We start from the raw sequence: 25,831 nt of genomic DNA on the forward strand, positions 1-25,831 counted from the left end.
TTTAAAATATCGTTATTTAGATTTACGTCGCCCAGAAATGGCGCAACGTTTGAAAACCCGTGCAAAAATCACCAGCTTTGTGCGTCGTTTCATGGATGATAATGGTTTCCTTGATATTGAAACCCCAATGCTTACCAAAGCAACGCCAGAAGGTGCGCGTGACTATTTAGTGCCAAGCCGTGTGCATAAAGGCAAATTCTATGCATTGCCACAATCACCACAGCTTTTCAAACAGCTTTTAATGATGTCTGGTTTTGACCGTTATTATCAAATTGTGAAATGTTTCCGTGATGAAGATTTACGTGCAGATCGTCAACCAGAATTTACCCAAATCGATGTGGAAACCTCTTTCTTAACTGCGCCAGAAGTACGTGAGATCATGGAACGCATGGTGCACGGTTTATGGCAAAACATCATTGGTGTGGATTTAGGTAAATTCCCACAAATGACTTGGCAAGAAGCGATGACTCGTTTTGGTTCAGATAAACCAGATTTGCGTAACCCGCTTGAATTAGTCGATGTGGCAGATATCGTTAAAGACGTTGAATTTAAAGTATTTAATGAGCCTGCAAACAATCCAAACGGCCGTGTGGCAGTCATTCGTGTACCAAATGGTACTGAAATCACTCGTAAACAAATTGATGAATATACACAATTTGTTGGTATTTACGGTGCAAAAGGTTTAGCTTGGGCGAAAGTAAATGACATTAATGCAGGTCTTGAAGGCGTACAAAGCCCGATTGCGAAATTCTTAAATGAAGAGGTATGGAAAGCCTTAGCTGAACGTGTGAAAGCTCAAACTGGCGACATCTTATTCTTCGGTGCAGATAAATGGCAAACCACCACTGATGCAATGGGTGCGTTACGTTTGAAATTAGGTCGTGATCTTGGCTTAACTAGTTTAGACGAATGGCAACCGCTTTGGGTGATTGATTTCCCAATGTTTGAACGTGATGAAGACGGTAATCTTGCTGCAATGCACCACCCATTCACTTCACCAAAAGATTTCAGCCCAGAGCAATTAGAAGCGAATCCAACCGATGCGGTAGCAAATGCTTACGATATGGTGATCAATGGCTATGAAGTAGGTGGTGGTTCTGTTCGTATTTTCGATCCGAAAATGCAACAAACCGTATTCCGCATTCTTGGTATCAATGAACAAGAACAACGTGAAAAATTTGGCTTCTTATTGGATGCATTAAAATTTGGTACACCGCCACATGCAGGTTTAGCATTTGGTTTAGACCGTTTAACCATGCTTTTAACTGGAACGGAAAATATCCGCGATGTGATTGCTTTCCCTAAAACTACAGCAGCAGCGTGCTTGATGACAGAAGCACCTAGCTTTGCGAATCCGCAGGCGTTGGAAGAGTTGGCAATTTCTGTCGTTAAAGCAGAATAAGTTTGAAATATTAGGAATGAAGTGCGGTCAGATTTGGCCGCATTTTTGCATTTTTGTGAAAAAAATTTTATTCACTTAAACATATTACTTTTCTGGTATGAATATGCTTTAATGTCATTTATTTTAAAATTATATTCTGAAAAATATCCATAATTAGATTCTTGTTCTTTTATTGATCCTTTTTGTTAGGCTTTGTCTACTTTACCCAAGAATAAAATTCTATTATAAATAAGGCCTTTTTCGGTTTATGGTCAATTTATAAGAGAAAATTTTATGAGTGAAGTTTCAACTTCAGTAGAAAAATCAACATGGGCGAGTAAATTCTCTGCCTTAGGTCCTGGGATCGTGATGGCATCAGCGGCTGTCGGTGGTTCACATATTATTGCATCAACCCAAGCGGGTGCGATCTATGGTTGGGAATTAGTGAGTATTGTTATTCTTGCTAACTTATTTAAATATCCTTTCTTCCGTTTCGGTGTTCAATATACTCTAGATACAGGTAATACTTTGTTAGAGGGGTACCGCCAAAAAGGAAAATTCTATCTTTGGTTATTCTTAGCTCTAAACATTTTTGCGACAGTGGTTAATACTGCTGCAGTAGGGTTATTAACAGCAGCAATTTTAACCTTCATTACACCAATTCCACTCCCAATGCCCGTGTTAAGCTCATTAGTGATTCTTGTGACAACCGGCATTTTGTTGTTAGGAAAATACCGTCTATTAGATAGTTTATCGAAAATCATCATGATTGCTTTAACGGTGACAACCATGAGCGCAGTGGTGATTGCCTTTATGCGTAATGGGATTAATGGTGTAGCCGCACCTGATTTTGTCGCGCCTTCTCCATGGGAATTAAGCAAATTAGCTTTTTTAGTTGCGTTAATGGGCTGGATGCCGGCGCCAATTGAAATCTCTGCAATTAATTCTATGTGGGTGGTGGCAAAACGTCGTCTAACGAAAGTGTCTTATCAAGATGGTTTGTTTGACTTCAACGTGGGTTACATCGGTACCGCCATTTTAGCCGTTGTTTTCTTAGCCCTTGGCGCATTGGTACAATATGGTTCCCCTGAAACCGTAGAGATGGTGGGCGGAAAATATATTGCGCAACTTATCAATATGTATGCAAGTACTATCGGTGAATGGGCACGTTTATTAATTGCAGTAATCGCGTTCATGTGTATGTTTGGTACAACAATCACGGTAATTGATGGTTATTCGCGTACCAATGTTGAATCTTTACGTATTTTATTCGGTAAACAAGAAAGCTCAGTGAGAATTCTTAATATCGGTATGATTTTGGCAGCATTGTCTGGTTTAGCGATTATTTTCTACTTTAATAATGCCGTTGGGCCGATGTTGAAATTCGCAATGATTGCCTCATTTGTTTCTGCACCAATTTTTGCTTGGTTAAATTTATCTCTGACTAAGCATGCGAAACACAGTGTAAAAGGCGGATTATTGTGGTTATCCCTTATCGGTTTATTCTACTTAACAGCCTTTGCAGGCTTGTTTATCGCCCAACAAGCTGGCTGGTTAAACTAAAATAATTGAGATAATTGCCGCACTTTAGTTTTAAAGTGCGGTAATTTTTTTGAAAGTTTTTAACAGAAAAGGTATGATGCTGCCCATTCTCAATTATGTAGATGACGAGCTTGAAATATAAAAATAATCAATCGGTTCTCGTGGTAATTTATGCGGAAAGCACGCATCGTGTTCTTATGCTTCAGCGCCAAGATGATCCTACCTTTTGGCAATCTGTTACGGGGACATTGGAAATCAACGAAACACCAAGAGAAACAGCAATTCGAGAAGTTTGGGAAGAAGTTGGATTAAAAATAGAAGAAAATTCCACCGCACTTTTTGATTGCAAAGAGAGCATAGAATTTGAAATTTTTCCACATTTCCGATATAAATACGCACCGAATGTGACGCATTGCCGTGAACATTGGTTTTTATTGGCAATGGAGCAAGAATTCGAACCAGTATTAAGTGAGCATTTGGCATATCAATGGGTTTCCCCTGAAAAAGCAATCCAAATGACAAAATCTTCCAATAATGCGGAAGCAATTAGAAAATATATTCTTAAAGATAAATAGAAGGAAAACAACATGGCAGGCCATAGTAAGTGGGCTAATATTAAACACCGCAAAGCAGCACAAGATGCACAACGCGGTAAAATTTTTACTAAATTAATTCGTGAACTTGTTACCGCAGCTAAAATTGGTGGTGGCGATGTGAGTGCTAACCCGCGTTTACGTGCAGCAGTAGATAAAGCACTTAGCAACAATATGACGCGTGATACTATCAACCGCGCTATTGATCGTGGTGTAGGTGGTGGCGATGACACCAATATGGAAACCAAAATCTATGAAGGTTATGGTCCAGGTGGGACAGCGGTTATGGTTGAATGTTTAAGTGATAATGCAAACCGTACGATCTCACAAGTGCGCCCAAGCTTTACTAAATGTGGTGGTAACTTGGGAACAGAAGGTTCTGTTGGTTATTTATTTAGCAAGAAAGGTTTAATTTTAATTGAACAAGCAGATGAAGATGCATTAACTGAAGCGGCTATTGAAGCAGGCGCTGATGATATTCAACCACAAGATGATGGTTCATTTGAAATCTATACAGCTTGGGAAGACTTAGGTTCAGTGCGTGATGGCATTGAAGCAGCTGGCTTTAAAGTTCAAGAAGCTGAAGTAACGATGATTCCATCAACAACGGTTGATCTTGATATTGAAACTGCACCAAAATTACTTCGTTTAATTGATATGTTGGAAGATTGTGATGACGTACAAAACGTATATCACAACGGTGAAATCAGTGACGAAGTGGCATCTCAACTTTAATAATGCAATAAATGGGTAATTTAATTACCCATTTTTTATAGAAATTATGAGCATTATTTTAGGTATTGACCCAGGCTCTCGAGTAACTGGTTATGGTGTGATTCGTCAAACAGGAAGACATTTAGAATATCTTGGCAGTGGCGCAATTCGTACTCAAGTTGAAGATTTACCAACCCGTTTAAAACGCATTTATGCTGGAGTAACTGAAATCATCACGCAATTTCAACCTGATATGTTTGCAATTGAGCAAGTGTTTATGGCGAAGAATGCGGATTCAGCCTTGAAACTCGGACAGGCTCGCGGTACGGCGATTGTTGCAGCGGTAAATCATGGTTTACCTGTTTTTGAATATGCCGCACGTTTAGTAAAACAAACAGTGGTGGGTATTGGTTCCGCAGATAAGGTGCAAGTGCAAGAAATGGTGACTCGTATTTTGAAGTTGTCAGATAAACCTCAAGCCGATGCCGCGGATGCGTTGGCTATCGCGATTACACATGCGCATTCTATTCAACATTCTTTACATATTGCCAATTCTGTAAAAATGACAGAAACGCAAGAAAAAATGACCGCACTTTTAAAGACCAGATATAGCCGAGGACGCTTTAGATTAAAAATTTAACTGGATGTTCGTCCAGTTTTATTTTATTCTATGCGTTAAGTTTTTTATCATTCGGAAGAATTATGATCGGTCGCTTACAAGGCATTCTTTTAGAAAAACAACCTCCAGAAATTTTACTTAATGTGCAAGGCGTAGGCTATGAATTGCTTTTGCCTATGACGAGTTTCTATGATTTACCAGAAATTGGTCAAGAAACTACTTTATTCACCCATCTTGTTGTTCGTGAAGATGCTCATTTACTCTTTGGATTTGCCCAGAAAACAGACCGCACTTTATTTCGTGAATTAATTAAAACAAATGGGGTAGGGCCTAAATTAGCCTTAGCGATTTTATCCGCCATGTCGGTCGAACAATTTGCCTATGCAATTGAGAGAGAAGAGCTTTCTAAACTCACTAAAATTCCAGGAGTTGGCAAAAAAACAGCTGAACGTTTATTAGTTGAACTCAAAGGTAAATTCAAAGGCGTAAAACAAAGCGATTTCTTTGTCGAAAGTACTCATATTCCATCAGCGCCATCTATTGAATCGCGTGCAGAAAATTCATCCGATGAAGCTATTTCAGCCTTGATTGCTTTAGGTTATAAACCTTCAGAAGCAGAAAAAATGGTGAAACGAGTAGCTAAACCTGATTTAACAAGCGAGCAAGTTATTCGCGAAGCTTTAAAAGCCGCACTGTAGGTGAGACATGATTGAAGCAGATAGAATTATTAGCGGGCAAGCTAAGCTTGATGAAGATGTTATTGACCGCGCTATTCGTCCGAAATTATTAGCGGATTATGTTGGGCAGCCGCAAGTGCGTGAGCAGATGGATATTTTCATCAAGGCAGCCAAACTCCGTCAAGATGCCTTGGATCATTTATTAATTTTTGGCCCTCCTGGCTTGGGAAAAACAACGCTTGCTAATATTGTGGCAAATGAAATGGGCGTGAATATTCGTACAACATCAGGGCCTGTATTAGAAAAGGCGGGAGATTTAGCCGCAATGCTAACTAATCTTGAACCGCATGATGTGTTATTTATTGATGAAATTCATCGACTTTCCCCTGCAATTGAAGAAGTTCTTTATCCAGCAATGGAAGACTATCAATTGGATATTATGATTGGTGAAGGGCCTGCTGCTCGTTCTATTAAATTAGATTTGCCACCTTTTACTTTGGTTGGCGCGACGACTAGAGCGGGTTCTTTGACTTCACCATTGCGTGATCGTTTTGGTATTGTGCAACGTTTGGAATTCTATTCTGTAGAAGATTTAACATCTATCGTAGCAAGAAGTGCGGGGTGTTTGAATCTCGAATTAGAACAGCAAGCTGCTTTTGAGGTGGCTCGTCGTTCACGAGGCACTCCTCGAATTGCAAACCGTTTATTACGACGTGTGCGTGATTATGCAGATGTGCGTAATGGGGGGGTAATTTCTGTAGATGTGGCAAAACAAGCGCTTTCAATGCTGGATGTAGATGATGCCGGATTTGATTATTTAGATAGAAAATTATTGTCTGCAGTTATTGAGCGTTTTGACGGCGGGCCAGTAGGGCTGGATAATCTTGCTGCTGCAATAGGTGAAGAACGCGATACCATTGAAGATGTGTTAGAGCCTTATTTGATTCAACAGGGGTTTCTACAAAGAACGCCGCGTGGTCGTATTGCAACATCGCAAACTTATCGTCATTTCGGTCTGCAGAAATTATCAGACTAGATAAATTTAACCACTAAAAAAGCCTTATTGTACCCAATAAGGCTTTTTTAATTACTCGCTATAACTTTTCAAATTACTTAATTTTGCTAAACCCACTTCACAACTTTTTAACTGAGTCGCTAATTCCATTTGAAGAATCTGTTGTTTGCTTTGGTTTAACTTATTTTTAATTTTTCCTACCTGTGTATGAGTGCCAGGTTGTTTTTCTGCTTGCGCGATCAAATTCTCAGTTTCTTTAAATAGTTGTTCACATTGTTGTGGCAGAATATTTGATGCAAAAGTAGAGGTTGATACAGCAGAGAAAAGTGCGGTTAAAATAAGGAATGTTTTTTTCATTTTAAGTCCTTGTTTCTCTTTATTATGAAATCTAAAAATTAAACTAGGCGGGAAAATAGCAAAATATACTTAGTATGTCTAGCTTTTGAAGTCATTTATTGTCGTAAATTGTGATAAGGATCACGTGTAACATATATTTTTGTACAAAAAATAGCAAAATTGATTTATATCAATTAAATTATTTTTAATAAATAATAGGTATTTTATGTCTTATGTCAAAAATGTGATCTAGATATCGTTTTTACTGTTTTTTATCCTTATGTTTAGTAGTAGAATACCCGCAAATTTGGCTTATCTCTATAATAATTGGTGTTTTTTAACCATTTGAGAATGATTATGTAGATAAACCAATTTAAACTTAGCTAATTGGAGTTGAGTGATTAGGGATTATTTAAGGCTTTGCCTTTTTAATCATTGTTGGAACTAATGTTGTTTATACAGAGGAGTTGAGAATGTTGGACGTTGTTGACCTTTCTCGCTTGCAGTTTGCTTTAACTGCGTTGTATCACTTCATTTTCGTGCCGCTGACATTAGGTTTGTCATTCGTCCTTGTGATTATGGAAACCATTTATGTGGCGACAGGCAAAGAAGTTTATAAAGATATGACAAGATTCTGGGGTAAGTTATTTGGTATTAACTTCGCCCTTGGGGTGACCACAGGTATCATTATGGAATTCCAATTTGGTACTAACTGGTCTTATTATTCTCATTATGTAGGTGATATTTTTGGTGCGCCATTAGCGATTGAAGCGTTACTAGCCTTTTTCTTAGAATCAACTTTTGTGGGGTTATTCTTCTTTGGTTGGGATCGTTTAACTAAAGGTAAACACTTACTTGCTACATATTGTGTAGCTTTCGGTTCGAACTTATCTGCAATGTGGATTTTAGTTGCTAATGGTTGGATGCAGTCTCCAGCTGGCTCAGAATTTAATTTTGAGACAGTACGTATGGAAATGACCAGCTTCTTAGACCTTTGGCTAAATCCAGTTGCCCAAAGTAAATTCTTGCACACGTTAACAGCAGGTTATTCGACTGGTGCAATGTTTGTATTAGGTATTAGTGCATTCTATTTATTAAAAGGTCGTGATATTGGTTTTGCCAAACGTTCATTCTCTGTTGCTGCAACCTTTGGTTTTATCGCGGCATCAGCGGTGTTAATTATGGGGGATGAATCAGGTTACGACATTGGTAAAGCACAACCAGTGAAATTGGCTGCAATGGAAGCCGAGTTTGAAACTCATCCTGCGCCAGCGCCATTTCATCCAGTTGCAATTCCAAATACTGCAGAAATGAAAAATGATTTTGCGATTGAGATCCCATATTTGGGTGGTTTAATTGCAACGCGTTCTTTAGATACTGAAATTGTTGGTTTGAAAGATATTCAAGCGAAAAATGAAGGTCGTGTTCGTAACGGTATGGTAGCTTACGATTTATTCACGCAATTAAAAGCAGAGAAAAAATCAGCAGGCCACGTAAATCCAGAAACTAAAGCAAAATTTGATGAAGTAAAAGGTGATTTAGGTTTTGGTTTATTATTAAAACGTTACACAGATAAAGTTGTAGATGCAACAGATGAACAAATTAAACAAGCTGCTCGCGATACTATTCCAAACGTAGGTCCTAACTTCTGGGCATTCCGTGGGATGTTAGCAGCCGGTGGTTTAATTATTTTACTGACCTTCGGCGCATTTGTTCAAAATTTACGTAACAAAGTCACTTCTTCTCGCTTATTGCTTAAAGCATTGCTTTGGTGTATTCCATTGCCAATCTTAGCAATTGAATTTGGTTGGTTCTTAGCTGAGTCTGGTCGTCAACCTTGGGCAATTTATGAAGTTTTACCTGTTGGGGTGTCGGCGTCTCAGTTAAGTACTGGCGATTTATGGTTCTCTATTGGTTTAATTTGTGCGCTTTATCTTGCGTTCATTATTGTTGAGATGTATTTGATGTTTAAATATGCGCGTTTGGGTCCAAGTGCGTTAAAAACCGGCAAATACTACTTTGAACAATCATCTAAATAAGCAGGAGATGAATTATGATTGATTATGAATTTCTACGTTTTATTTGGTGGGTGTTAGTTATTGTATTGTTGATCGGTTTTTCTGTTACCGACGGATTCGATATGGGCGTGACCGCACTTTTACCTGTAACAGGCAAAAAAGAAGTGGAACGCCGTATTATGATCAACTCTATTGCCCCACATTGGGATGGTAACCAAGTTTGGTTGTTAACTGCAGGCGGCGCTGTATTTGCGGCATGGCCAATTGTATATGCAGTTTCATTCTCAGGTTTCTACATCGCTTTAGTATTGGTTTTAGCAGCGTTATTCTTACGCCCGTTGGGTTTTGAATATCGTGCAAAAATTGATAACCCGACTTGGCGTTCAGTTTGGGATTGGGGACTATTCGCAGGTGGTTTTGTACCATCATTAGTATTTGGTGTAGCTTTTGGTAATTTATTACAAGGCGTCCCATTCCATTTCAACGAATTGACTCAAGTAACTTACACCGGTTCATTCTTCGAATTATTAAATCCATTTGCATTATTGTGTGGTGTTATTAGCTTATCAATGCTTGTAACTCACGGTGCGAACTGGTTACAAATGAAAACAACCGAAGAATTGCGTGATCGCGCTCGCTCAGTTAGCCAAATCGGTGCTATTGTGACTTTAATTGCATTTGTATTAGCTGGTGCATGGTTATACTTTAAAGAAGGTTATGTAGTAACGAGTGTTGTGGATCATTACGCGCCATCTTCTCCAATGAATAAAGAAGTTGCTGTTGAAACTGGTGCGTGGTTTAGAAATTTCAATGAAATGCCAATTCTTTGGATTTTCCCTGCATTAGCAGTAGTTGCTGCATTATTAAATGCGGCATTTTCTAAAGCTAATCGTTGTGGTTTCGCATTCTTTTTCTCTGCATTAACAATGGCTGGCGTAATTATTACTGCTGCAGTATCTATGTTCCCATTTGTGATGCCTTCAAGCTCTCATCCTGAACAGAGTTTGTTAATGTGGGATGCAACTTCAAGTGAATTAACATTAACGTTAATGTTGATTTTTGCACTTATCTTTGTGGCTATTTCTTTGGTTTATACCATTTGGTCTTATTCGAAGATGTTTGGTCGCTTAGATGCGAATTTCATTGATGAAAATAAACACTCATTATACTAAGGAGATTAATATGTTATATGTAATTTGGGTAGTGGGTGTGTTATTAGCTATATTTGCCAGTGCAAAATTAACCATTGGCAAAGAAAAAGCAGGAAAATTTGACGAGTAATATGATTCATTCACTCTATCAATTAATTAATAAGGGTTCGTTTCGAACCCTTTCATTTATTTTAGCTCTAGGACTAACAGCCGTATTTTTCTTTAATGTTGATAATTTTTCAACGTTGTTACGAAATGATTCTCCTTGGTGGATTTTGATGATTTTTTGGGGATTGATTACGGTTTGGATTCATGGAATAGGATTTGAAATTAAAAGCGTAATTTGGAAACTAATTTTCTTACCTTATATCGCTTATATCATTATATTGATTAGTGCTGTAGAGCATTTTTATTTATGAGGATGATTTTTTTCTTCGGCATATTGCTTATCTAAAAAACAGGTTCTAAAATATCCGACTCATTGCGGTGGGCAAAGCTTAATAATGTCAGAAAAAACCTTCTATCTTCCCGTTCGAGTATATTATGAAGATACTGATGCTGGTGGCGTTGTGTATCATGCTCGTTATTTGCATTTTTTTGAGCGGGCTAGAACAGAATATTTGCGAGCGTTAAATTTTACGCAGCAAACTTTATTACAAGAACAACAACTCGCGTTTGTTGTCAAATCGCTCGCTATTGATTATTGCGTTGCGGCAAAATTGGATGATTTACTCACGGTAGAAACAGATGTCATAGAGATAAAAGGTGCAACAATCCTTTTTGAGCAACGACTTATGCGTGATACGGTGATGTTATCAAAGGCTACAGTCAAGGTAGCCAGTGTTCATCTTGGCAATATGAAACCTGTGGCGCTTCCTAAAGAAGTAAAAGCTGCGTTTTACAACCTAAAATAAACTTTTCGGAGTATGCAATGACTGCAGAATTGAATTTTTTAGATCTTTTTCTAAAAGCAAGTATTGTTGTTCAGCTTGTAATTGTGATTTTGATTTCATTCTCAATTATTTCTTGGGCGATTATTATCCAACGTAGCCGAGTTTTAACGGCCGCTTTAAAAGAAGCGAATACTTTTGAAGACCGTTTCTGGTCTGGTGAAGATTTGAATAAGCTATATGAAGGATTATCAAATCGTCGTGATATTTTAACGGGTAGCGAACAAATTTTCTTTGTTGGTTTCAAAGAGTTTTCTCGCTTGAAACAAGTGAATCCTGATGCGCCTGAGGCGATTATTAAAGGAACTACGCGAGCAATGAATCTTACAATGAATCGTGAAGTTGAAAGCCTTGAAAGTCGCGTACCATTTTTGGCTACAGTAGCTTCTGTTAGCCCTTATATTGGTTTATTCGGAACTGTTTGGGGGATCATGCACGCTTTTATGGCATTAAGTGGCGCTAAACAAGCAACTTTACAAATGGTTGCCCCAGGTATCGCCGAGGCATTGATTGCTACTGCAATCGGTTTATTTGCTGCGATTCCGGCTGTAATGGCTTATAACCGTTTAAGTTTACGCGTGAATGCTATCGAACAGAATTACGGCAACTTTATTGATGAATTTACGACGATTTTACATCGCCAAGCTTTCGGCAAAGCACCACACTAAAATATAGAAAAAATACACCGCACTCTTTCGTTAAGTGCGGTGAAAAATAAGAGAGATTTGAATTATGGCTCGTCGTCAGCGTAAAGATATTAAATCTGAAATTAATATTGTACCGTTTTTGGATGTATTGTTAGTGCTTGTGTTGATCTTTATGGCAACAGCACCAATTATTAGCCAAAGCGTACAAGTGGAATTGCCAGATTCAGTGCAAAGTCAAAATGTATCTAATGAAGATAAAGTGCCGGTAATTCTTGAGGTTTCAGGGATTGGACAATATGCGATTTCTATTAGCGGAGAACGTCAAGAAGGGTTAACGGAAGAAATGGTGACACAATTATCTCGACAAGAATTTGATAAAGATAATAACACACTATTTTTAGTGGGTGGAGCTAAGGAAGTTCCCTATGAAGAAGTGATTAAAGCACTTAATCTGCTCCACCTTGCTGGAATTAAATCTGTTGGTTTAATGACAAACCCAATTTAACTAAGTAGGTAACCGTGCAAAATAATCGACAAAAAAAAGGCGCAAATTCATTTGTTATTTCTATAGTGATGCACCTTGTTTTGTTTGGATTGTTGATTGTCAGCTCTTTCTACCATACAGTTGAAATTATGGGTGGTGGTGAAGGTGATGGTGATGCTATGGGGGCAGTAATGGTCGATACTGGCTCTGCAGCGCAAGAATGGGGTAGAATTCAACAACAGAAAAAAGGGCAAGCGGATAAACAGAAACATCCAGAACCCGTTGTTGAAGAAAAACCGCCGCAACCTAATCAAGAAGAGATTAAGCGTCAACAGGAAGTTCAACGACAAGAAGAGTTAAAACGTCAGCAAGAACAGCAACGTCAGCAAGAAATAAAAAAACAACAAGAGCAAGCTCGTCAAGAAGCGTTGGAAAAACAGAAACAAGCTGAAGAGGCTAAGGCTAAACAAGCGGCTGAAGCTGCAAAATTAAAAGCAGATGCAGAAGCTAAACGTTTAGCTGCAGCAGCAAAACAAGCTGAAGAAGAGGCGAAAGCTAAAGCAGCAGAACTTGCAGCACAAAAAGCAAAACAAGAAGCAGAAGCCAAGGCAAAAGCTGAAGCCGCTGCTAAAGCAAAAGCTGAGGCTAAAGCGAAAGCTGAAGCAGATGCTAAAGCAAAAGCTGAGGCCGATGCTAAAGCTAAAGCCGTTGCCGATGCTAAAGCAAAAGCAGATGCAGAAGCTAAAGCTGCGGCAGAGGCGAAAGCTAAGGCTGCTGCCGATGCTAAAGCTAAAGCGGATGCAGCAAAACGAAAAGCGGACCAAGCCAGTTTAGATGATTTCTTAAATGGCGGAGATATTGGTGGCGGTAGTGCATCTAAAGGCGGAAATGTGAACAAAGGTGGAACACAAGGTAGCGGTGCTGCGCTTGGTTCTGGCGATGGTGGCAAAGTAGGAGATCAATACGCTGGAGTGATTAAGAAAGAGATTCAACGTCGTTTCTTAAAAGATCCAAGTTTTGCAGGAAAAGTTTGTCGTATTAAAATTCAATTGAGTCGAGATGGAACAATCTTGGGATATCAAAAAATTTCAGGTCCTGATGATATTTGTACAGCAGCATTAAGTGCGGTGGCTAGAACGAAAAAAGTTCCAGCTGCGCCATCGGATGCTATCTATGAGAAATATAAATCGCCAATTATTGACTTTGATATTCGATAATTCTTTATAAAAATTTATTGTTAAATTTTAAAGGTAACAAAATGAAATTATTAAAACGTTTAGTAAGCGTATTAGCGATTGTACTTGCTGTTGCAAGCAATGCATTCGCAGATGATGAAGTTCGCATTGTAATTGATGAAGGGGTTGATGGTGCACGTCCTATAGCTGTTGTGCCGTTTGCTGGATCTGCACCGGAAGATATTAGCAAAATTGTTGCTGATGATTTACGTAACAGTGGTAAATTTAATCCTATTGCAGTGTCTCAGATGCCTCAACGTCCAACTTCAGCAGCTGAAGTAAATCCTGAAGCTTGGTCTAATATTGGAATTGACGCAATTGTGGTCGGACAAGTTGTTCCATCTGGTAATGGTTATAGTATTACTTATCAATTAATTGATACCGTTGGTGCATCAGGTACGCCAGGGGCTGTATTAATGCAAAATAGCTATACAGTGACAAATAAATGGTTACGCTATGGTGCTCATACTGTTAGTGATGAAGTTTTTGAAAAATTAACTGCGATCCGTGGTGCCTTTAGAACTCGTATCGCTTATGTTGTACAAAAAAATGGCGGTTCACAACCCTATGAAGTTCGTGTTGCAGACTACGATGGCTATAATCAATTTATCGTAAATCGTAGCTCTCAACCAATTATGTCACCAGCTTGGTCTCCAGATGGCCAACGTTTAGCGTATGTATCTTTTGAAAATAAAAAATCACAACTTGTTGTACAAGATTTAAATTCTGGTGCTCGTAAAGTGGTAGCATCTTTTCCTGGTCATAATGGTGCACCAGCATTTTCACCGGACGGTTCACGTTTAGCGTTTGCCTCTTCGCAAGATGGACTATTAAATATTTATGTGATGAATTCTCATGGTGGTACACCAACTCAATTAACCCGTGGGGCAGGTAATAATACAGAACCATCTTGGTCACCAGATGGTAGTTCAATTCTTTTTACCTCTGATAGAGGTGGTTCACCACAAGTTTATCGCATGAGTGCGAATGGTGGTAGCGCAACGCCTGTTGGTGGTCGTGGTAGTGCACAAATTAGTGCTGATGGTAAAACCCTTGTAATGATTAATGGTAACAATAATGTAGTTAAACAAGATCTTACAACTGGAGCTTCGGAAGTACTCAGCACATCATTCTTAGGTGAAAGTCCAAGTCTTTCACCAAATGGAATTATGATTATTTATAGCTCTACACAAGGCCTAGGAAAGGTGTTACAATTGGTTTCTGCAGATGGTCGCTTTAAGGCGAGCCTTCCAGGAAGTAATGGCCAAGTAAAATTTCCAGCTTGGTCGCCATACTTAACTAAATAAAAAAACTCATTGAGGAGAAATCTAATGAACAAATTTGTTAAATCATTATTAGTTGCAGGTTCTGTAGCTGCATTAGCAGCTTGTAGCTCATCTAACAACGATGCTGCAGGCAACGGTGCTGGTCAAACTTTCGGTGGATACTCTGTTGCTGATCTTCAACAACGTTACAACACCGTATATTTCGGTTTTGACAAATACAACATCGAAGGTGAATACGTTCAAATCTTAGATGCACACGCAGCATATTTAAATGCAACTCCAGCAGCTAAAGTATTAGTAGAAGGTAACACTGACGAACGCGGTACACCAGAATACAACATCGCGTTAGGTCAACGTCGTGCAGATGCAGTTAAAGGTTATTTGGCTGGTAAAGGTGTTGATGCTGGTAAATTAGGCACAGTATCTTACGGTGAAGAAAAACCTGCAGTATTAGGCCACGATGAAGCTGCATATTCTAAAAACCGTCGTGCAGTGTTAGCGTACTAATTCTTAGTATTTCTAATACTTGAAAAACAGGATCCATTTTTTTATTGGATCCTGTTTTGTTTTCATCGTTTGTAATTTAACCAATTAGCTTGAAAGAATGAATTTATTCTTTTGATTCTAAAATAAATGCGCTATCATTAATTCATCAACACAGTGGGTCGTTAGCTCAGTCGGTAGAGCAGCGGACTTTTAATCCGTTGGTCGAAGGTTCGAATCCTTCACGACCCACCACTCTCTGATTTAGTTGTCCAGTTGGGTTGTTAGCTCAGTTGGTAGAGCAGCGGACTCTTAATCCGTCGGTCGAGAGTTCGAGCTTCTCACAACCCACCATTCTTATTTTTATTATTCATCTCTAATATTTTAAATTTCTTTAATTTGCTTAAATTCTTGACTATTTTTAGCGGTTATTGTGGTAGAATACCCTTAAATTTTAGTCGGGCATCATTATGTTGGAAAATATTCGTATTGTTTTAATTGAGACTTCGCATAGCGGTAATATTGGTTCTGCTGCTAGAGCAATGAAAACAATGGGATTGGCCCAGCTTTATCTTGTTTCACCAAAATCTGTTGATGAACAATCTTATGCTCTTTCAGCTGGTGCAGAAGATATTGTAAAAAATGCTAGAGTTGTCGATAGCTTTGATGAAGCCGTCGATGATTGCTCTTTGGTGGTTGGTACAAGTGCTCGTTTACGTCATTTACAAAGTACATTGATCGAGCCTCGAGAATGCGCGGAGAAAGTTGTAGCGCATAAAGGCAAGATAGCTATTGTGTTTGGTCGTGAACGTATTGGATTAACGAATGAAGAATTGTTGAAATGTCATTACCATTTGAATATACCAGCTAATCCTGATTATTCTTCTTTAAATTTGGCAATGGCGGTACAGTTGGTAAGCTATGAATTGCGCATGGCATTTTTAGCTCAAGATAAGAAGGAAAATTCACTTTCTTTAATAGAACAAAACTATCCAACTGCAGAACAACTCGCTTATTTTTTTGAGCATACTGAGCGCGTATATCAGTCACTAGGATTCATTCAAAATCAAGGTGTTATGCATAAATTAAAGCGTTTATATTATCGCGCTCAACTTGAAAAAAATGAATTAAATATTTTAAATGGCATGCTAAGTGCGGTCGAAAAACGGGTTGATCTTGATTTAGATTAATTGACTGATTTAGTAGGATATGTAAATATTGCAACATCACTTTTTAGGAATACTTTATGAAACTTACATCGAAAGGTCGTTATGCAGTCACTGCGGTTTTAGATATCGCTTTAAATGCAGAAAAAGGTCCTGTGAGCCTTGCAGATATTTCTGAACGTCAACATATTTCGCTATCTTATTTAGAACAACTTTTTGCTAAATTACGTCGTGATGGATTAGTAAAAAGTGTTCGTGGACCTGGTGGAGGTTATCAGCTAGGTTTACCAAGTGACCAAATTTCAGTGGGAATGATTATTTCAGCGGTACATGAAAATATTCATGTGACAAAATGTCTTGGTCGTGGAAATTGTCAAAATGGCGTAGAATGTTTAACTCATACATTGTGGGAAGATCTGAGTAATCGCATTGAAAGTTTTCTCAATGAAATTACTTTGGCTGAATTGGTGAGTAAACGTGAGTCAAAACGCCAAACTCATAGCGATTTTGAGAATTTATTAATTGTTAATCAATAAGGGAAAGTAGTCCGTACAGTGCAAAATGCATTAAAAGTGCGGTCAAATTTAGAATGATTTAGGAGTGAAAAATGAAATTACCTATTTATTTAGATTATGCAGCAACTTGTCCTGTGGACGAGCGTGTTGCGAAAAAAATGATGGAATTTTTAACCATTGACGGTACATTCGGTAACCCAGCTTCTCGCTCGCATAAATTTGGTTGGCAAGCAGAAGAAGCGGTTGATGTGGCTCGTAATCAAATTGCGGATCTTATTGGTGCCGATTCTCGTGAAATTGTGTTTACTTCTGGTGCAACAGAATCAGATAACCTTGCAATTAAAGGTGCTGCGCATTTTTACCAAACTAAAGGTAAGCATATCATCACTTGCAAAACTGAGCATAAAGCCGTATTAGATACTTGTCGTCAATTAGAACGTGAAGGTTTCGAAGTGACTTATTTATCACCCGAGTCTGATGGCTTAATTGATTTAGAAAAATTTAAAGCCGCACTTCGTCCTGATACTATTTTAGTTTCAATTATGCATGCCAATAATGAAATTGGTGTGTTGCAAGATATTAAAGCTATTGGTGAGCTTTGTCGTGCAAATAAAACGATTTTCCACGTAGATGCAACTCAAAGTGTGGGCAAAGTTGCGATTAATTTGGAAGAGTTGCCTGTTGATTTATTATCTATGTCTAGCCATAAACTTTATGGGCCAAAGGGTATTGGTGCGTTATACGTTCGTCGTAAACCACGTATTCGTTTAGAAGCGATTATTCATGGCGGTGGCCATGAGCGCGGAATGCGTTCAGGTACATTACCTGTTCACCAAATCGTGGGAATGGGCGAAGCTTATCGAATTGCAAAAGAAGAAATGGCAACAGAAATGCCACGTTTAAAAGCGCTTCGTGATCGTTTATATAATGGCTTAAAAGATATTGAAGAAACCTACGTAAATGGCTCAATGGAGCACCGTTTAGATAGTAATTTAAATATTAGCTTTAACTATGTTGAAGGTGAATCTTTAATGATGGCATTGCGTGATATTGCAGTATCTTCTGGTTCTGCTTGTACATCAGCTAGCCTAGAGCCATCTTATGTATTGCGCGCACTTGGTTTAAATGATGAATTGGCACACAGTTCAATTCGTTTTACACTTGGCCGTTACACCACTGAAGAAGAAATTGATTACACTATTAATTTAGTAAAAGGTGCGGTGGAAAAACTTCGTGCATTATCGCCATTATGGGATATGTTTAAAGAAGGTATCGACCTTAGTACAATTGAGTGGTCAGCTCACTAGGATTTAACTGCTATTATTAAATGGCGTTTCTCAAGGATTTAAAAAAGGAAAGTTAAAATGGCTTATAGCGAAAAAGTAATCGATCATTATGAAAATCCGCGCAATGTGGGTTCTATGGATAAAAAAGATAGCAATGTTGGTACTGGCATGGTGGGTGCGCCAGCTTGTGGTGATGTAATGCAGTTACAAATTAAAGTAAATGATAACGGCATTATTGAAGATGCAAAATTCAAGACTTATGGTTGTGGTTCTGCTATTGCATCTAGCTCATTAATTACAGAGTGGGTGAAAGGTAAATCTTTAGAAGAAGCAGGCGCTATCAAAAATAGCCAAATTGCAGATGAGTTAGAATTGCCACCAGTGAAAGTACACTGTTCCATTTTAGCGGAAGATGCAATTAAAGCGGCAATTGCTGATTACAAATCCAAAAAAGGCGAATAATATGAAAAAGTGCGGTCAGTTTTGACCGCACTTTTAGTGGTTTTGGGGGATATATGAGTATTACATTAACAGAAAAAGCCGCTCAACGAGTGAAAGCTTTTTTGGATAATCGTGGCAAAGGCATTGGTTTGCGTTTAGGAGTGAAAACATCAGGCTGTTCTGGCTTAGCTTATGTGCTTGAGTTTGTTGATATCTTAAATGAAGAAGATCAAGTTTTTGAACAGCACGGTGTGAATATTATTGTCGATCCAAAAAGCTTAGTTTATCTCAATGGTATTGAGTTGGATTATGTGAAAGAAGGCTTAAATGAAGGCTTTAAATACAATAATCCAAATGTAAAAGAATCTTGTGGCTGTGGCGAAAGTTTCCATGTTTAAGGTAATAATCTGATGTTAAATCCTTTTCAAATTTTTGATTTGCCCGTTGATTTTCAATTAGATGAGAAAGCGCTAAATACACGTTATTTAGAATTACAAAAGGCGCTGCATCCAGATAATTTTGCATCAAGTAGTGCGTTAGAACAACGCGTTGCGATGCAAAAATCCACCGAAGTGAATGATGCCTTAAAAACGTTAAAAGACCCAATTTTACGAGCGGAAGCTATTATTACTCTTAATACTGGTGAGCAGATAGATCTTGAGCAAAAAAGTACACAAGATGTGGCGTTTTTAATGCAACAGTTACAGTGGCGAGAACAACTAGAAGAACTTGAAGATCAGAAAGATGAAAAAGCATTAAACGCTTTTGTGAAAGAAATTAAACAAGAAACTCAGTCATTATTGACCGCGCTTTCTGAGAGTCTGACATCCCAACAATGGATGAAAGCATCTCAACAGTGTGATAAATTACGTTTTACTCGTAAGCTTTCTGAAGAAATTGAACGTGTAGAAGAACGCCTTTTTGAACTGTAATAGATCTATATCTCAATATCCCTTGATATTATGCAAACTCTCGAACAATTAATATCTCCAGAAAACTCTGCTTGGCCTATACTTTCCCAATGGATTGAAAGTGCACGTAATCATTGTTATGTTATTAAAAAAGATCAATCAAGTGCAGAACGCGAACTTTTTACCATGCAAATGCCAACATCATCACCAATGGGAGCTGTGATTTATGAAACAGGTGGAATTTTAATTCATTATGGTTGGTTGCGTATTTTAGGTTCAGGAAGTCTTAAATTACCGCGTGGATTAATGGATTGGAATTTTAGTAAGTCTTTTAGTGAGTCTGGTGAAAAACCAAAGTATTTATTGGTTGCCGATGATGTGATAGGCGGTTACTTTGCATTAAATGGTGGTTCCTTAGGCGATAGCCTTGGCAAAATTTATTACTTTTCACCAAAAGATCTCACTTGGCATAATTTAAATTTTACTTATACAGAATTTTTAGCTTGGGCATTGAATGGTGATTTAGAGGCTTTTTATCAAGGTCTATTTTGGCAAAATTGGCAAGATGATGTGAAACAATTGGATGGTAATCAAATTTTTATATTCTCGCCAGACTTAAGCGAAGAGAGAAAAATAGCGATTGATGAACGTCAAAAACACGAAGTCAATATTGAAACCCATTACCAAGCAAGCTTTGCAGAAAAAAATAAATTTGATTTGGCGTATTCCGTCGCATAACCAGTAGAAAATAGCATATGGCATTATTACAAATTGCAGAACCAGGACAAGCTGCGGCACCGCATCAACATCGTTTAGCCGTTGGGATTGATTTGGGAACAACCAATTCTTTGGTTGCATCCGTGCGCAGTGGACAATCCGTGATTCTTAATGATGAACAAGAGCGTAGTCTTGTGCCATCGGTCGTTCATTATGGCGTTGCAGAGAAGAAAGTTGGTTTGGAAGCCTTTGAACAAGCATCACTTGATCCAAAAAATACGGTGATCTCAGTAAAACGCTTAATTGGTCGCAGTCTTTCTGATGTTCAGTCTCGTTATCCTAGTTTGCCTTATGAATTTGTGGCGAATGAAAATGGATTACCTTTAATTGTTACAGCACAGGGCCCCAAAAGTCCAATTGAAGTGTCTTCAGATATTTTATCGCGTTTAAATCATATTGCAGAACAACGCCTTGGTGGCGAGCTTTCTGGGGTTGTGATTACGGTTCCTGCTTATTTTGATGATGCTCAACGTCAAAGTACTAAGGATGCTGCGCGTTTAGCTGGGCTAAATGTATTACGTTTATTGAATGAACCTACTGCAGCCGCAGTTGCTTATGGATTGGATAGCGGGCAGGAAGGGATTATTGCAGTTTATGATTTAGGTGGCGGTACATTTGATATTTCAATTTTACGCTTATCAAAAGGTGTCTTTGAAGTTCTAGCAACAGGTGGCGATACTGCGCTAGGTGGTGATGATTTTGATCATTTAATTGCAGACTGGGTTGTTGAACAAACCCAAGTAAAACCACAAACCCCAAATCAACAGCGCGAATTGATAACCCTTGCGAGTCATGCCAAAATTGCTTTAACTACAGAGAAAAGTGCAGTGATTTCTTGGCAGAATTTTTCAGTAGAAATTTCACGGGAACAATTTAATGAGTTGATTCATTCACTTGTAAAACGTTCATTGTTAACTTGTCGCCGAGCTTTGAAAGATGCCAACGTTGAATCTGAAGAAGTGCAAGCGGTGGTGATGGTTGGTGGCTCAACTCGAGTGCCATACGTACGAGAACAAGTTGGCGAGTTTTTTGGTAAAACACCACTCACTTCCATTGATCCAGACAAAGTTGTGGCACTTGGTGCCGCAATTCAAGCGGATATTTTAGTCGGTAATAAAACTGACTCTGATATGTTGTTGCTGGATGTCGTGCCGCTTTCTTTAGGCATAGAGACGATGGGGGGATTAGTGGAAAAAATTATTCCACGTAACACAACAATTCCCGTAGCTCGTGCACAAGAGTTTACTACTTTCAAAGATGGCCAAACAGCAATGACTGTTCATGTTGTACAAGGTGAGCGTGAGCTGGTAGATGATTGTCGTTCTTTAGGGCGTTTTACTCTACGAGGTATTCCGGCAATGGCTGCGGGGGCCGCTCATATTCGAGTGACTTATCAAGTCGATGCAGATGGTTTATTAAGTGTGACTGCAATGGAAAAATCGACGAAAGTGCAGGCATCAATTCAAATTAAACCTTCTTATGGTTTAACCGATGAAGAAGTGACAGCAATGATTAAATCTTCTTTTGATAATGCGCAAGAGGATTTGCAAGCTCGTGAATTAGCTGAGCAACGAGTAGAAGCAGATCGTGTGATTGAAAGCGTGATTGTTGCGTTGCAAGTTGATGGGGCTGAATTGCTTAGCACAGAAGAGTTTCATCATATTGAACGTGTGTTAAAACAATTAATGGATGTAAAACAAGGTTCAGATCGTGATGCAATCGCGCAAGGAATTAAAGCCTTGGATATTGCTACCCAAGAATTTGCAGCACGTCGAATGAATGCATCGATTAATAAAGCTTTGACAGGCAAAAATTTGTCAGATATTGAAAAACCGTAAAAGTGCGGTCAGATTATTAAATAATTTTGAGGAAAGTGTTATGCCAAAAGTGATTTTCTTACCTAATGAAGAATTTTGTCCCGAAGGTATGGTTGTTGATGCGGCTGCAGGTGATAACTTATTAGAAGTTGCACACAATGCAGGGGTGGAAATCCATCATGCTTGCGATGGTTCTTGTGCTTGTACAACCTGCCATGTGATTATCCGTGAAGGGTTTGACTCTCTAAATGAAACGAGTGATCAAGAAGAAGATATGTTGGATAAAGCTTGGGGATTAGAAATGGATAGTCGTTTATCTTGCCAATGTGTAGTGGGAGACGAAGATCTTGTGGTAGAAATTCCGAAATATAACATCAACCATGCCAATGAGGCTGCCCACTAATGAAATGGACTGATTCTCAATTAATTGCAGAAGAACTTTACGATCGTAATCCAGATTTAGATCCAAAAACTGTTCGTTTTACTGATTTACATAAATGGATTTGTGAACTTGAAGATTTTGATGATGATCCGAATAAGTCAAATGAAGCAATTCTTGAGGCTATTTTATTGAAATGGTTGGATGAATTTGAATAATCAGAAATTTGATTGAAAAAATACCCGCACTTTGATGCGGGTATTATTTTAAAGATTGTTTAATTTCATTTTTGCCATTTGTTGTTCTAATTGGCTACCACTTTGTTGTGCTTTCTCAAAGCTGCTTTTAGCCGAAACTTTATCTCTTTTAGCGATTTGGATATCGCCAGTTAAAATAGCTTTACGAGCATTAAAACTTTCACCCTTCACTTGATTTAAGGTGGTTAACGCATTGTCTAATTGACCCAATTGAAATTGTACTGCACTGAGACGTAATGCAACAATAGATGTTAATACTTCATCTTGAGATTGGGTTAATGCTTGATTTAAGTTTGCTTCTGCTGCAGCAAAGTCTTGTTTCTCTGTCGCTTTTTTCGCTTCATCTAACAAAGCAAAGACAGCGTATGCCGTTTTGCTGTTAGCTTGCACAAATTGTTCTATATTTGCTTTTTTAGCCTGCTCATCTTGTTGTGCAGAATAGATTAACGCATCATACTGTGCCGAAGCTTGAGCGATTTGCTCTGCTTGGTGAGCTTGCCAATAACGCCATCCAAACATACCACCAACCCCTAAGATAAAAGCGACAATAATTGTTTTGCCATTTTCTTTCCACCAGTCTTTCAACTGGTTAATCTCTTGTTCTTCTTCTATGGAATAAGCCATGTTTTTCTCCTTTTAAATTAAAATTGAGTTTGAATATAGTCGATTATATTCACTAAATTTAAGGTTTGCTGATCTGCACCACCCTGCAAGTGTTTAACAACGACTTGTTTATTTTGTACTTCGCTTTCGCCTATAACTAATGCTAATGTTGCTCCTGATTTATCTGCACGTTTGAATTGTTTTTTGAAATTACCGCCAGAGCAGTGCAACATGGTATTTAAGTGCGGTAATTCTGAGCGTACTTTTTCCGCTAATTCAAAAGCGGCTAATGTTGCGCCTTCACCTTGATAAACAACATAAATATCCACCGCACTTTTCACAGGAATATTTGGATTAACTTCTTGCACCAACAAGACTAAACGTTCTAATCCCATCGCAAATCCGATGCTCGGGGTTGCGTGTCCGCCAAGTTGTTCCACTAAACCGTCATATCGACCACCGCCACACACGGTACCTTGTGCGCCAAGAGCGGAAGTTACCCATTCAAATACAGTTTTGTTGTAATAATCTAAGCCACGAACGAGTTTAGGATTAATTTCATATTGAATACCCACTGCATCTAATAATGAACATAATTGTTCAAAATGCTCACGGCTTTCATCATCTAAATAATCAAGTAATTTTGGCGCATTATCTAATACTTTTTGTAATTCTGGATTTTTGGTATCCAAAATACGAAGCGGATTTTTTACCAAGCGATCTTTTTCTTCATCGCTCATTAAATCTTGATGGTTTTTTAAGAATCCAACCAAAGCTGAGCGATAATTTGCGCGTGCTTCTAAAGAACCAATTGAGTTAAGTTGAAGTGTAACATGTTGATCGATACCTAATGTTTTCCATAAACGGTAGGTAAGCATGATTAATTCTGCATCAATTTCTGGATTCGCAATACCGAATACCTCAATACCTGCTTGATGGAATTGACGGTAACGACCTTTTTGCGGACGCTCATGACGGAACATTGGTCCCATATACCACAAGCGTTGTTCATTGTTATAGATCCAACCGTGTTCAATGGCGGCACGCACGCAACCTGCAGTGCCTTCAGGGCGTAAGGTTAATTGTTCATCGTTATCCCAAAATGTGTACATTTCTTTTGAAACAACATCTGTTACTTCCCCGATTGCACGCGCAAACAATGGTGTGGTTTCTACAACTGGCATACGCACTTCGGAATAACCGTAGTTGTTTAATACTTGGCGTACTTGCGCTTCAATCCATTGCCATAATGGAGATTCAGTTGGGGAGCAATCGTTCATTCCACGAATCGCTTGAATAGTTTTAGCCACGAGTTTTCCTTAAATAATTCTGTTTTTTGGATCTTGTTGTGCGACTTTTGCACGAATTTTTGCTTCTAATTGATTAACAATATCTTCGTTATCGAAGCGTTCTTTTTGACGTTCGCCATTAAGATAATAACCGCTTTTTTTGTTACCACCGGTCACCCCGAGATCAGATACGAGTGCTTCACCTGGACCATTTACTACACAACCAATGATTGATACATCCATTGGTGTAATAATATCTTCAAGGCGTTGTTCTAACGCATTTACTGTACCGATTACATCAAACTCTTGTCGAGAACACGTTGGGCACGCAATAAAATTAATGCCACGAGAGCGAATTCGTAAAGATTTCAAAATATCAAAACCGACTTTGATTTCTTCTACAGGATCTGCCGCCAAAGAAACGCGTAGCGTATCGCCAATACCCTCAGCTAATAACATTCCTAAACCCACCGCAGATTTTACTGCACCAGCGCGTGCGCCACCTGCTTCTGTAATGCCTAAATGTAAAGGTTGTTTAATTGCTTTAGCCAATAAACGATAAGCTTCCACCGCTAAGAATACATCAGAGGCTTTTACACTCACTTTAAATTGATCGAAGTTAAGACGGTCTAGAATTTCTACATGACGTAATGCTGATTCTAATAATGCTTCTGGTGTTGGCTCACCGTATTTTTCTTGTAGATCTTTTTCTAAAGAGCCTGCGTTTACGCCGATACGAATCGGAATATTTTTGTCACGAGCACAATCAACAACGGCACGAATGCGATCTTCACGACCAATATTGCCTGGATTGATACGTAAACAATCTACCCCATATTCTGCGACTTTTAGAGCGATACGATAGTCGAAATGAATATCTGCTACGAGAGGGACATTCACTTGCTGTTTAATTTGTTTAAATGCTTCTGCAGCATCCATTGTTGGAACAGATACACGAACGATATCTGCACCAACACGTTCTAATGATTTAATTTGAGCAACTGTCGCTTCCACATCAGTGGTGCGAGTATTTGTCATTGACTGCACGGCAATCGGTGCATCACCACCAACTGGTACATTTCCTACATAAATTTTTGTCGATTCACGACGCTTAATGCTTGGTTGAAAAGCTGACATCTTTTTCCTTATTAAGGCTGTGAAAGTTTGAATTTTGCAATGCGGCCATCCACTTTTAATGGATAATTTTCACCTTTATAGGTGATACGCACATTACTTGGTGCGCCAACAATTAATGAAAA

At 38.6% G+C, this 25,831-nt stretch carries 30 protein-coding genes, 2 tRNA genes and 1 pseudogene; 28 read left to right on the plus strand and 5 right to left on the minus strand.

From position 1 onward, the window contains the following. The 7 genes from aspS to ruvB form a co-directional block, all read left to right on the plus strand. Positions 1-1,402 (plus strand): aspartate--tRNA ligase (aspS, locus tag AAX15_RS00590; RefSeq protein ID WP_046938629.1); only part of this gene is annotated, 1,402 nt, incomplete at its 5' end. A gap of 273 nt (positions 1,403-1,675) precedes the next feature. Continuing rightward, the gene (locus tag AAX15_RS00595; RefSeq protein WP_046938630.1) at positions 1,676-2,944 is read left to right on the plus strand and encodes an NRAMP family divalent metal transporter; all 1,269 of its coding nucleotides are present in this window, start codon (positions 1,676-1,678) and stop codon (positions 2,942-2,944) included. A 101-nt stretch (positions 2,945-3,045) separates the two neighbouring features. Further along, the gene (nudB, locus tag AAX15_RS00600; protein WP_046938631.1) at positions 3,046-3,498 is read left to right on the plus strand and encodes a dihydroneopterin triphosphate diphosphatase; all 453 of its coding nucleotides are present in this window, start codon (positions 3,046-3,048) and stop codon (positions 3,496-3,498) included. 12 nt (positions 3,499-3,510) lie between these two features. Then, the gene (locus tag AAX15_RS00605; RefSeq protein WP_005637404.1) at positions 3,511-4,251 is read left to right on the plus strand and encodes a YebC/PmpR family DNA-binding transcriptional regulator; all 741 of its coding nucleotides are present in this window, start codon (positions 3,511-3,513) and stop codon (positions 4,249-4,251) included. 46 nt (positions 4,252-4,297) lie between these two features. Beyond that, a complete protein-coding gene (gene ruvC / locus AAX15_RS00610; RefSeq protein WP_046938632.1) occupies positions 4,298-4,870 on the plus strand; it encodes a crossover junction endodeoxyribonuclease RuvC in 573 nt (190 codons plus the stop codon). A 62-nt stretch (positions 4,871-4,932) separates the two neighbouring features. Further along, on the plus strand, positions 4,933-5,547 hold the full coding sequence (gene ruvA, locus AAX15_RS00615) for a Holliday junction branch migration protein RuvA (protein ID WP_046938633.1): 615 nt from the start codon (positions 4,933-4,935) through the stop codon (positions 5,545-5,547). Between the two features lie 7 nt (positions 5,548-5,554). Beyond that, the gene (gene ruvB, locus AAX15_RS00620) at positions 5,555-6,562 is read left to right on the plus strand and encodes a Holliday junction branch migration DNA helicase RuvB (RefSeq protein ID WP_009766712.1); all 1,008 of its coding nucleotides are present in this window, start codon (positions 5,555-5,557) and stop codon (positions 6,560-6,562) included. Between the two features lie 51 nt (positions 6,563-6,613). Here the strand turns inward: ruvB and AAX15_RS00625 are convergent, their stop codons facing one another. Further along, complete coding sequence (locus AAX15_RS00625; RefSeq protein ID WP_005634127.1) at positions 6,614-6,898, minus strand: DUF5339 domain-containing protein; 285 nt, start codon at positions 6,896-6,898, stop codon at positions 6,614-6,616. Positions 6,899-7,350: 452 nt separating this feature from the next. Here AAX15_RS00625 and AAX15_RS00630 point away from each other — a divergent pair, with 452 nt between their 5' ends. The 21 genes from AAX15_RS00630 to iscX all read left to right on the plus strand — a co-directional run bounded on the left by AAX15_RS00630 (position 7,351) and on the right by iscX (position 22,641). After that, complete coding sequence (locus AAX15_RS00630) at positions 7,351-8,916, plus strand: cytochrome ubiquinol oxidase subunit I (protein WP_009766713.1); 1,566 nt, start codon at positions 7,351-7,353, stop codon at positions 8,914-8,916. 14 nt (positions 8,917-8,930) lie between these two features. Then, a complete protein-coding gene (gene cydB / locus AAX15_RS00635) occupies positions 8,931-10,067 on the plus strand; it encodes a cytochrome d ubiquinol oxidase subunit II (protein WP_046938634.1) in 1,137 nt (378 codons plus the stop codon). A gap of 110 nt (positions 10,068-10,177) precedes the next feature. After that, positions 10,178-10,465, plus strand: coding sequence for a cyd operon protein YbgE (ybgE, locus tag AAX15_RS00640; protein WP_046938635.1), 288 nt, complete (start codon positions 10,178-10,180; stop codon positions 10,463-10,465). A gap of 84 nt (positions 10,466-10,549) precedes the next feature. Then, the gene (gene ybgC / locus AAX15_RS00645) at positions 10,550-10,960 is read left to right on the plus strand and encodes a tol-pal system-associated acyl-CoA thioesterase (protein ID WP_005626975.1); all 411 of its coding nucleotides are present in this window, start codon (positions 10,550-10,552) and stop codon (positions 10,958-10,960) included. 17 nt (positions 10,961-10,977) lie between these two features. Beyond that, positions 10,978-11,664 carry a protein TolQ gene (gene tolQ / locus AAX15_RS00650; protein ID WP_005626973.1) on the plus strand — a complete coding sequence of 229 codons (687 nt, stop codon included), beginning with the start codon at positions 10,978-10,980 and terminating at the stop codon, positions 11,662-11,664. A 64-nt stretch (positions 11,665-11,728) separates the two neighbouring features. Continuing rightward, the gene (tolR, locus tag AAX15_RS00655; protein WP_046938636.1) at positions 11,729-12,148 is read left to right on the plus strand and encodes a colicin uptake protein TolR; all 420 of its coding nucleotides are present in this window, start codon (positions 11,729-11,731) and stop codon (positions 12,146-12,148) included. Positions 12,149-12,162: 14 nt separating this feature from the next. Next, positions 12,163-13,344, plus strand: coding sequence for a cell envelope integrity protein TolA (gene tolA, locus AAX15_RS00660; RefSeq protein WP_046938637.1), 1,182 nt, complete (start codon positions 12,163-12,165; stop codon positions 13,342-13,344). A gap of 41 nt (positions 13,345-13,385) precedes the next feature. After that, entirely contained in the window at positions 13,386-14,669 is a 1,284-nt protein-coding gene (gene tolB, locus AAX15_RS00665) for a Tol-Pal system beta propeller repeat protein TolB (RefSeq protein ID WP_046938638.1), read from the plus strand. 24 nt (positions 14,670-14,693) lie between these two features. Next, positions 14,694-15,155: a peptidoglycan-associated lipoprotein Pal gene (gene pal / locus AAX15_RS00670; RefSeq protein WP_046938639.1), complete on the plus strand. Its 462-nt coding sequence runs from the start codon at positions 14,694-14,696 to the stop codon at positions 15,153-15,155. A gap of 155 nt (positions 15,156-15,310) precedes the next feature. Continuing rightward, a tRNA-Lys gene (locus AAX15_RS00675) sits at positions 15,311-15,386 on the plus strand. Between the two features lie 23 nt (positions 15,387-15,409). Beyond that, a tRNA-Lys gene (locus AAX15_RS00680) sits at positions 15,410-15,485 on the plus strand. A gap of 116 nt (positions 15,486-15,601) precedes the next feature. After that, on the plus strand, positions 15,602-16,321 hold the full coding sequence (gene trmJ / locus AAX15_RS00685; protein WP_046938640.1) for a tRNA (cytosine(32)/uridine(32)-2'-O)-methyltransferase TrmJ: 720 nt from the start codon (positions 15,602-15,604) through the stop codon (positions 16,319-16,321). 56 nt (positions 16,322-16,377) lie between these two features. Further along, positions 16,378-16,833 (plus strand): Fe-S cluster assembly transcriptional regulator IscR, encoded by a 456-nt coding sequence (gene iscR, locus AAX15_RS00690; RefSeq protein WP_046938641.1) that lies wholly within the window; start codon positions 16,378-16,380, stop codon positions 16,831-16,833. Between the two features lie 71 nt (positions 16,834-16,904). Next, positions 16,905-18,119: an IscS subfamily cysteine desulfurase gene (locus AAX15_RS00695; RefSeq protein WP_046938642.1), complete on the plus strand. Its 1,215-nt coding sequence runs from the start codon at positions 16,905-16,907 to the stop codon at positions 18,117-18,119. A gap of 57 nt (positions 18,120-18,176) precedes the next feature. Further along, the gene (gene iscU / locus AAX15_RS00700; protein ID WP_046938643.1) at positions 18,177-18,560 is read left to right on the plus strand and encodes a Fe-S cluster assembly scaffold IscU; all 384 of its coding nucleotides are present in this window, start codon (positions 18,177-18,179) and stop codon (positions 18,558-18,560) included. A 53-nt stretch (positions 18,561-18,613) separates the two neighbouring features. Beyond that, the gene (gene iscA, locus AAX15_RS00705) at positions 18,614-18,937 is read left to right on the plus strand and encodes an iron-sulfur cluster assembly protein IscA (protein WP_046938644.1); all 324 of its coding nucleotides are present in this window, start codon (positions 18,614-18,616) and stop codon (positions 18,935-18,937) included. Between the two features lie 12 nt (positions 18,938-18,949). Further along, the gene (gene hscB / locus AAX15_RS00710; protein ID WP_046938645.1) at positions 18,950-19,471 is read left to right on the plus strand and encodes a Fe-S protein assembly co-chaperone HscB; all 522 of its coding nucleotides are present in this window, start codon (positions 18,950-18,952) and stop codon (positions 19,469-19,471) included. A gap of 30 nt (positions 19,472-19,501) precedes the next feature. Then, a complete protein-coding gene (locus AAX15_RS00715; RefSeq protein WP_046938646.1) occupies positions 19,502-20,188 on the plus strand; it encodes a DUF2625 domain-containing protein in 687 nt (228 codons plus the stop codon). Between the two features lie 17 nt (positions 20,189-20,205). Further along, a complete protein-coding gene (hscA, locus tag AAX15_RS00720) occupies positions 20,206-22,065 on the plus strand; it encodes a Fe-S protein assembly chaperone HscA (RefSeq protein ID WP_046938647.1) in 1,860 nt (619 codons plus the stop codon). Between the two features lie 40 nt (positions 22,066-22,105). After that, the gene (gene fdx / locus AAX15_RS00725) at positions 22,106-22,447 is read left to right on the plus strand and encodes an ISC system 2Fe-2S type ferredoxin (protein WP_005629440.1); all 342 of its coding nucleotides are present in this window, start codon (positions 22,106-22,108) and stop codon (positions 22,445-22,447) included. Next, on the plus strand, positions 22,447-22,641 hold the full coding sequence (gene iscX / locus AAX15_RS00730; protein ID WP_046938648.1) for a Fe-S cluster assembly protein IscX: 195 nt from the start codon (positions 22,447-22,449) through the stop codon (positions 22,639-22,641). The genes fdx and iscX overlap by 1 nt, the downstream gene beginning before the upstream one ends. 48 nt (positions 22,642-22,689) lie before the next feature. Here the strand turns inward: iscX and AAX15_RS00735 are convergent, their stop codons facing one another. From AAX15_RS00735 to AAX15_RS09405, 4 genes and pseudogenes are all read right to left on the minus strand, one after another. After that, entirely contained in the window at positions 22,690-23,304 is a 615-nt protein-coding gene (locus AAX15_RS00735; RefSeq protein WP_046938649.1) for a YfgM family protein, read from the minus strand. Positions 23,305-23,321: 17 nt separating this feature from the next. After that, entirely contained in the window at positions 23,322-24,593 is a 1,272-nt protein-coding gene (hisS, locus tag AAX15_RS00740) for a histidine--tRNA ligase (protein ID WP_046938650.1), read from the minus strand. Between the two features lie 9 nt (positions 24,594-24,602). Next, complete coding sequence (gene ispG, locus AAX15_RS00745; RefSeq protein WP_046938651.1) at positions 24,603-25,709, minus strand: flavodoxin-dependent (E)-4-hydroxy-3-methylbut-2-enyl-diphosphate synthase; 1,107 nt, start codon at positions 25,707-25,709, stop codon at positions 24,603-24,605. 11 nt (positions 25,710-25,720) lie between these two features. Then, positions 25,721-25,831: pseudogene (locus AAX15_RS09405) on the minus strand (RodZ domain-containing protein); the annotation flags it as partial.

Source organism: Haemophilus haemolyticus (assembly GCF_001008275.1).
GTDB lineage: Bacteria > Pseudomonadota > Gammaproteobacteria > Enterobacterales > Pasteurellaceae > Haemophilus > Haemophilus haemolyticus_P.

Coding starts and splice junctions, on each gene's coding strand:
- AAX15_RS00595 (WP_046938630.1), top strand. CDS start 1,676: ATGAGTGAAGTTTCAACTTCAGTAGAAAAATCAACATGGGCGAGTAAA.
- nudB (WP_046938631.1), top strand. CDS start 3,046: ATGACGAGCTTGAAATATAAAAATAATCAATCGGTTCTCGTGGTAATT.
- AAX15_RS00605 (WP_005637404.1), top strand. CDS start 3,511: ATGGCAGGCCATAGTAAGTGGGCTAATATTAAACACCGCAAAGCAGCA.
- ruvC (WP_046938632.1), top strand. CDS start 4,298: ATGAGCATTATTTTAGGTATTGACCCAGGCTCTCGAGTAACTGGTTAT.
- ruvA (WP_046938633.1), top strand. CDS start 4,933: ATGATCGGTCGCTTACAAGGCATTCTTTTAGAAAAACAACCTCCAGAA.
- ruvB (WP_009766712.1), top strand. CDS start 5,555: ATGATTGAAGCAGATAGAATTATTAGCGGGCAAGCTAAGCTTGATGAA.
- AAX15_RS00625 (WP_005634127.1), bottom strand. CDS start 6,898: ATGAAAAAAACATTCCTTATTTTAACCGCACTTTTCTCTGCTGTATCA.
- AAX15_RS00630 (WP_009766713.1), top strand. CDS start 7,351: ATGTTGGACGTTGTTGACCTTTCTCGCTTGCAGTTTGCTTTAACTGCG.
- cydB (WP_046938634.1), top strand. CDS start 8,931: ATGATTGATTATGAATTTCTACGTTTTATTTGGTGGGTGTTAGTTATT.
- ybgE (WP_046938635.1), top strand. CDS start 10,178: ATGATTCATTCACTCTATCAATTAATTAATAAGGGTTCGTTTCGAACC.
- ybgC (WP_005626975.1), top strand. CDS start 10,550: ATGTCAGAAAAAACCTTCTATCTTCCCGTTCGAGTATATTATGAAGAT.
- tolQ (WP_005626973.1), top strand. CDS start 10,978: ATGACTGCAGAATTGAATTTTTTAGATCTTTTTCTAAAAGCAAGTATT.
- tolR (WP_046938636.1), top strand. CDS start 11,729: ATGGCTCGTCGTCAGCGTAAAGATATTAAATCTGAAATTAATATTGTA.
- tolB (WP_046938638.1), top strand. CDS start 13,386: ATGAAATTATTAAAACGTTTAGTAAGCGTATTAGCGATTGTACTTGCT.
- pal (WP_046938639.1), top strand. CDS start 14,694: ATGAACAAATTTGTTAAATCATTATTAGTTGCAGGTTCTGTAGCTGCA.
- trmJ (WP_046938640.1), top strand. CDS start 15,602: ATGTTGGAAAATATTCGTATTGTTTTAATTGAGACTTCGCATAGCGGT.
- iscR (WP_046938641.1), top strand. CDS start 16,378: ATGAAACTTACATCGAAAGGTCGTTATGCAGTCACTGCGGTTTTAGAT.
- AAX15_RS00695 (WP_046938642.1), top strand. CDS start 16,905: ATGAAATTACCTATTTATTTAGATTATGCAGCAACTTGTCCTGTGGAC.
- iscU (WP_046938643.1), top strand. CDS start 18,177: ATGGCTTATAGCGAAAAAGTAATCGATCATTATGAAAATCCGCGCAAT.
- iscA (WP_046938644.1), top strand. CDS start 18,614: ATGAGTATTACATTAACAGAAAAAGCCGCTCAACGAGTGAAAGCTTTT.
- hscB (WP_046938645.1), top strand. CDS start 18,950: ATGTTAAATCCTTTTCAAATTTTTGATTTGCCCGTTGATTTTCAATTA.
- AAX15_RS00715 (WP_046938646.1), top strand. CDS start 19,502: ATGCAAACTCTCGAACAATTAATATCTCCAGAAAACTCTGCTTGGCCT.
- hscA (WP_046938647.1), top strand. CDS start 20,206: ATGGCATTATTACAAATTGCAGAACCAGGACAAGCTGCGGCACCGCAT.
- fdx (WP_005629440.1), top strand. CDS start 22,106: ATGCCAAAAGTGATTTTCTTACCTAATGAAGAATTTTGTCCCGAAGGT.
- iscX (WP_046938648.1), top strand. CDS start 22,447: ATGAAATGGACTGATTCTCAATTAATTGCAGAAGAACTTTACGATCGT.
- AAX15_RS00735 (WP_046938649.1), bottom strand. CDS start 23,304: ATGGCTTATTCCATAGAAGAAGAACAAGAGATTAACCAGTTGAAAGAC.
- ispG (WP_046938651.1), bottom strand. CDS start 25,709: ATGTCAGCTTTTCAACCAAGCATTAAGCGTCGTGAATCGACAAAAATT.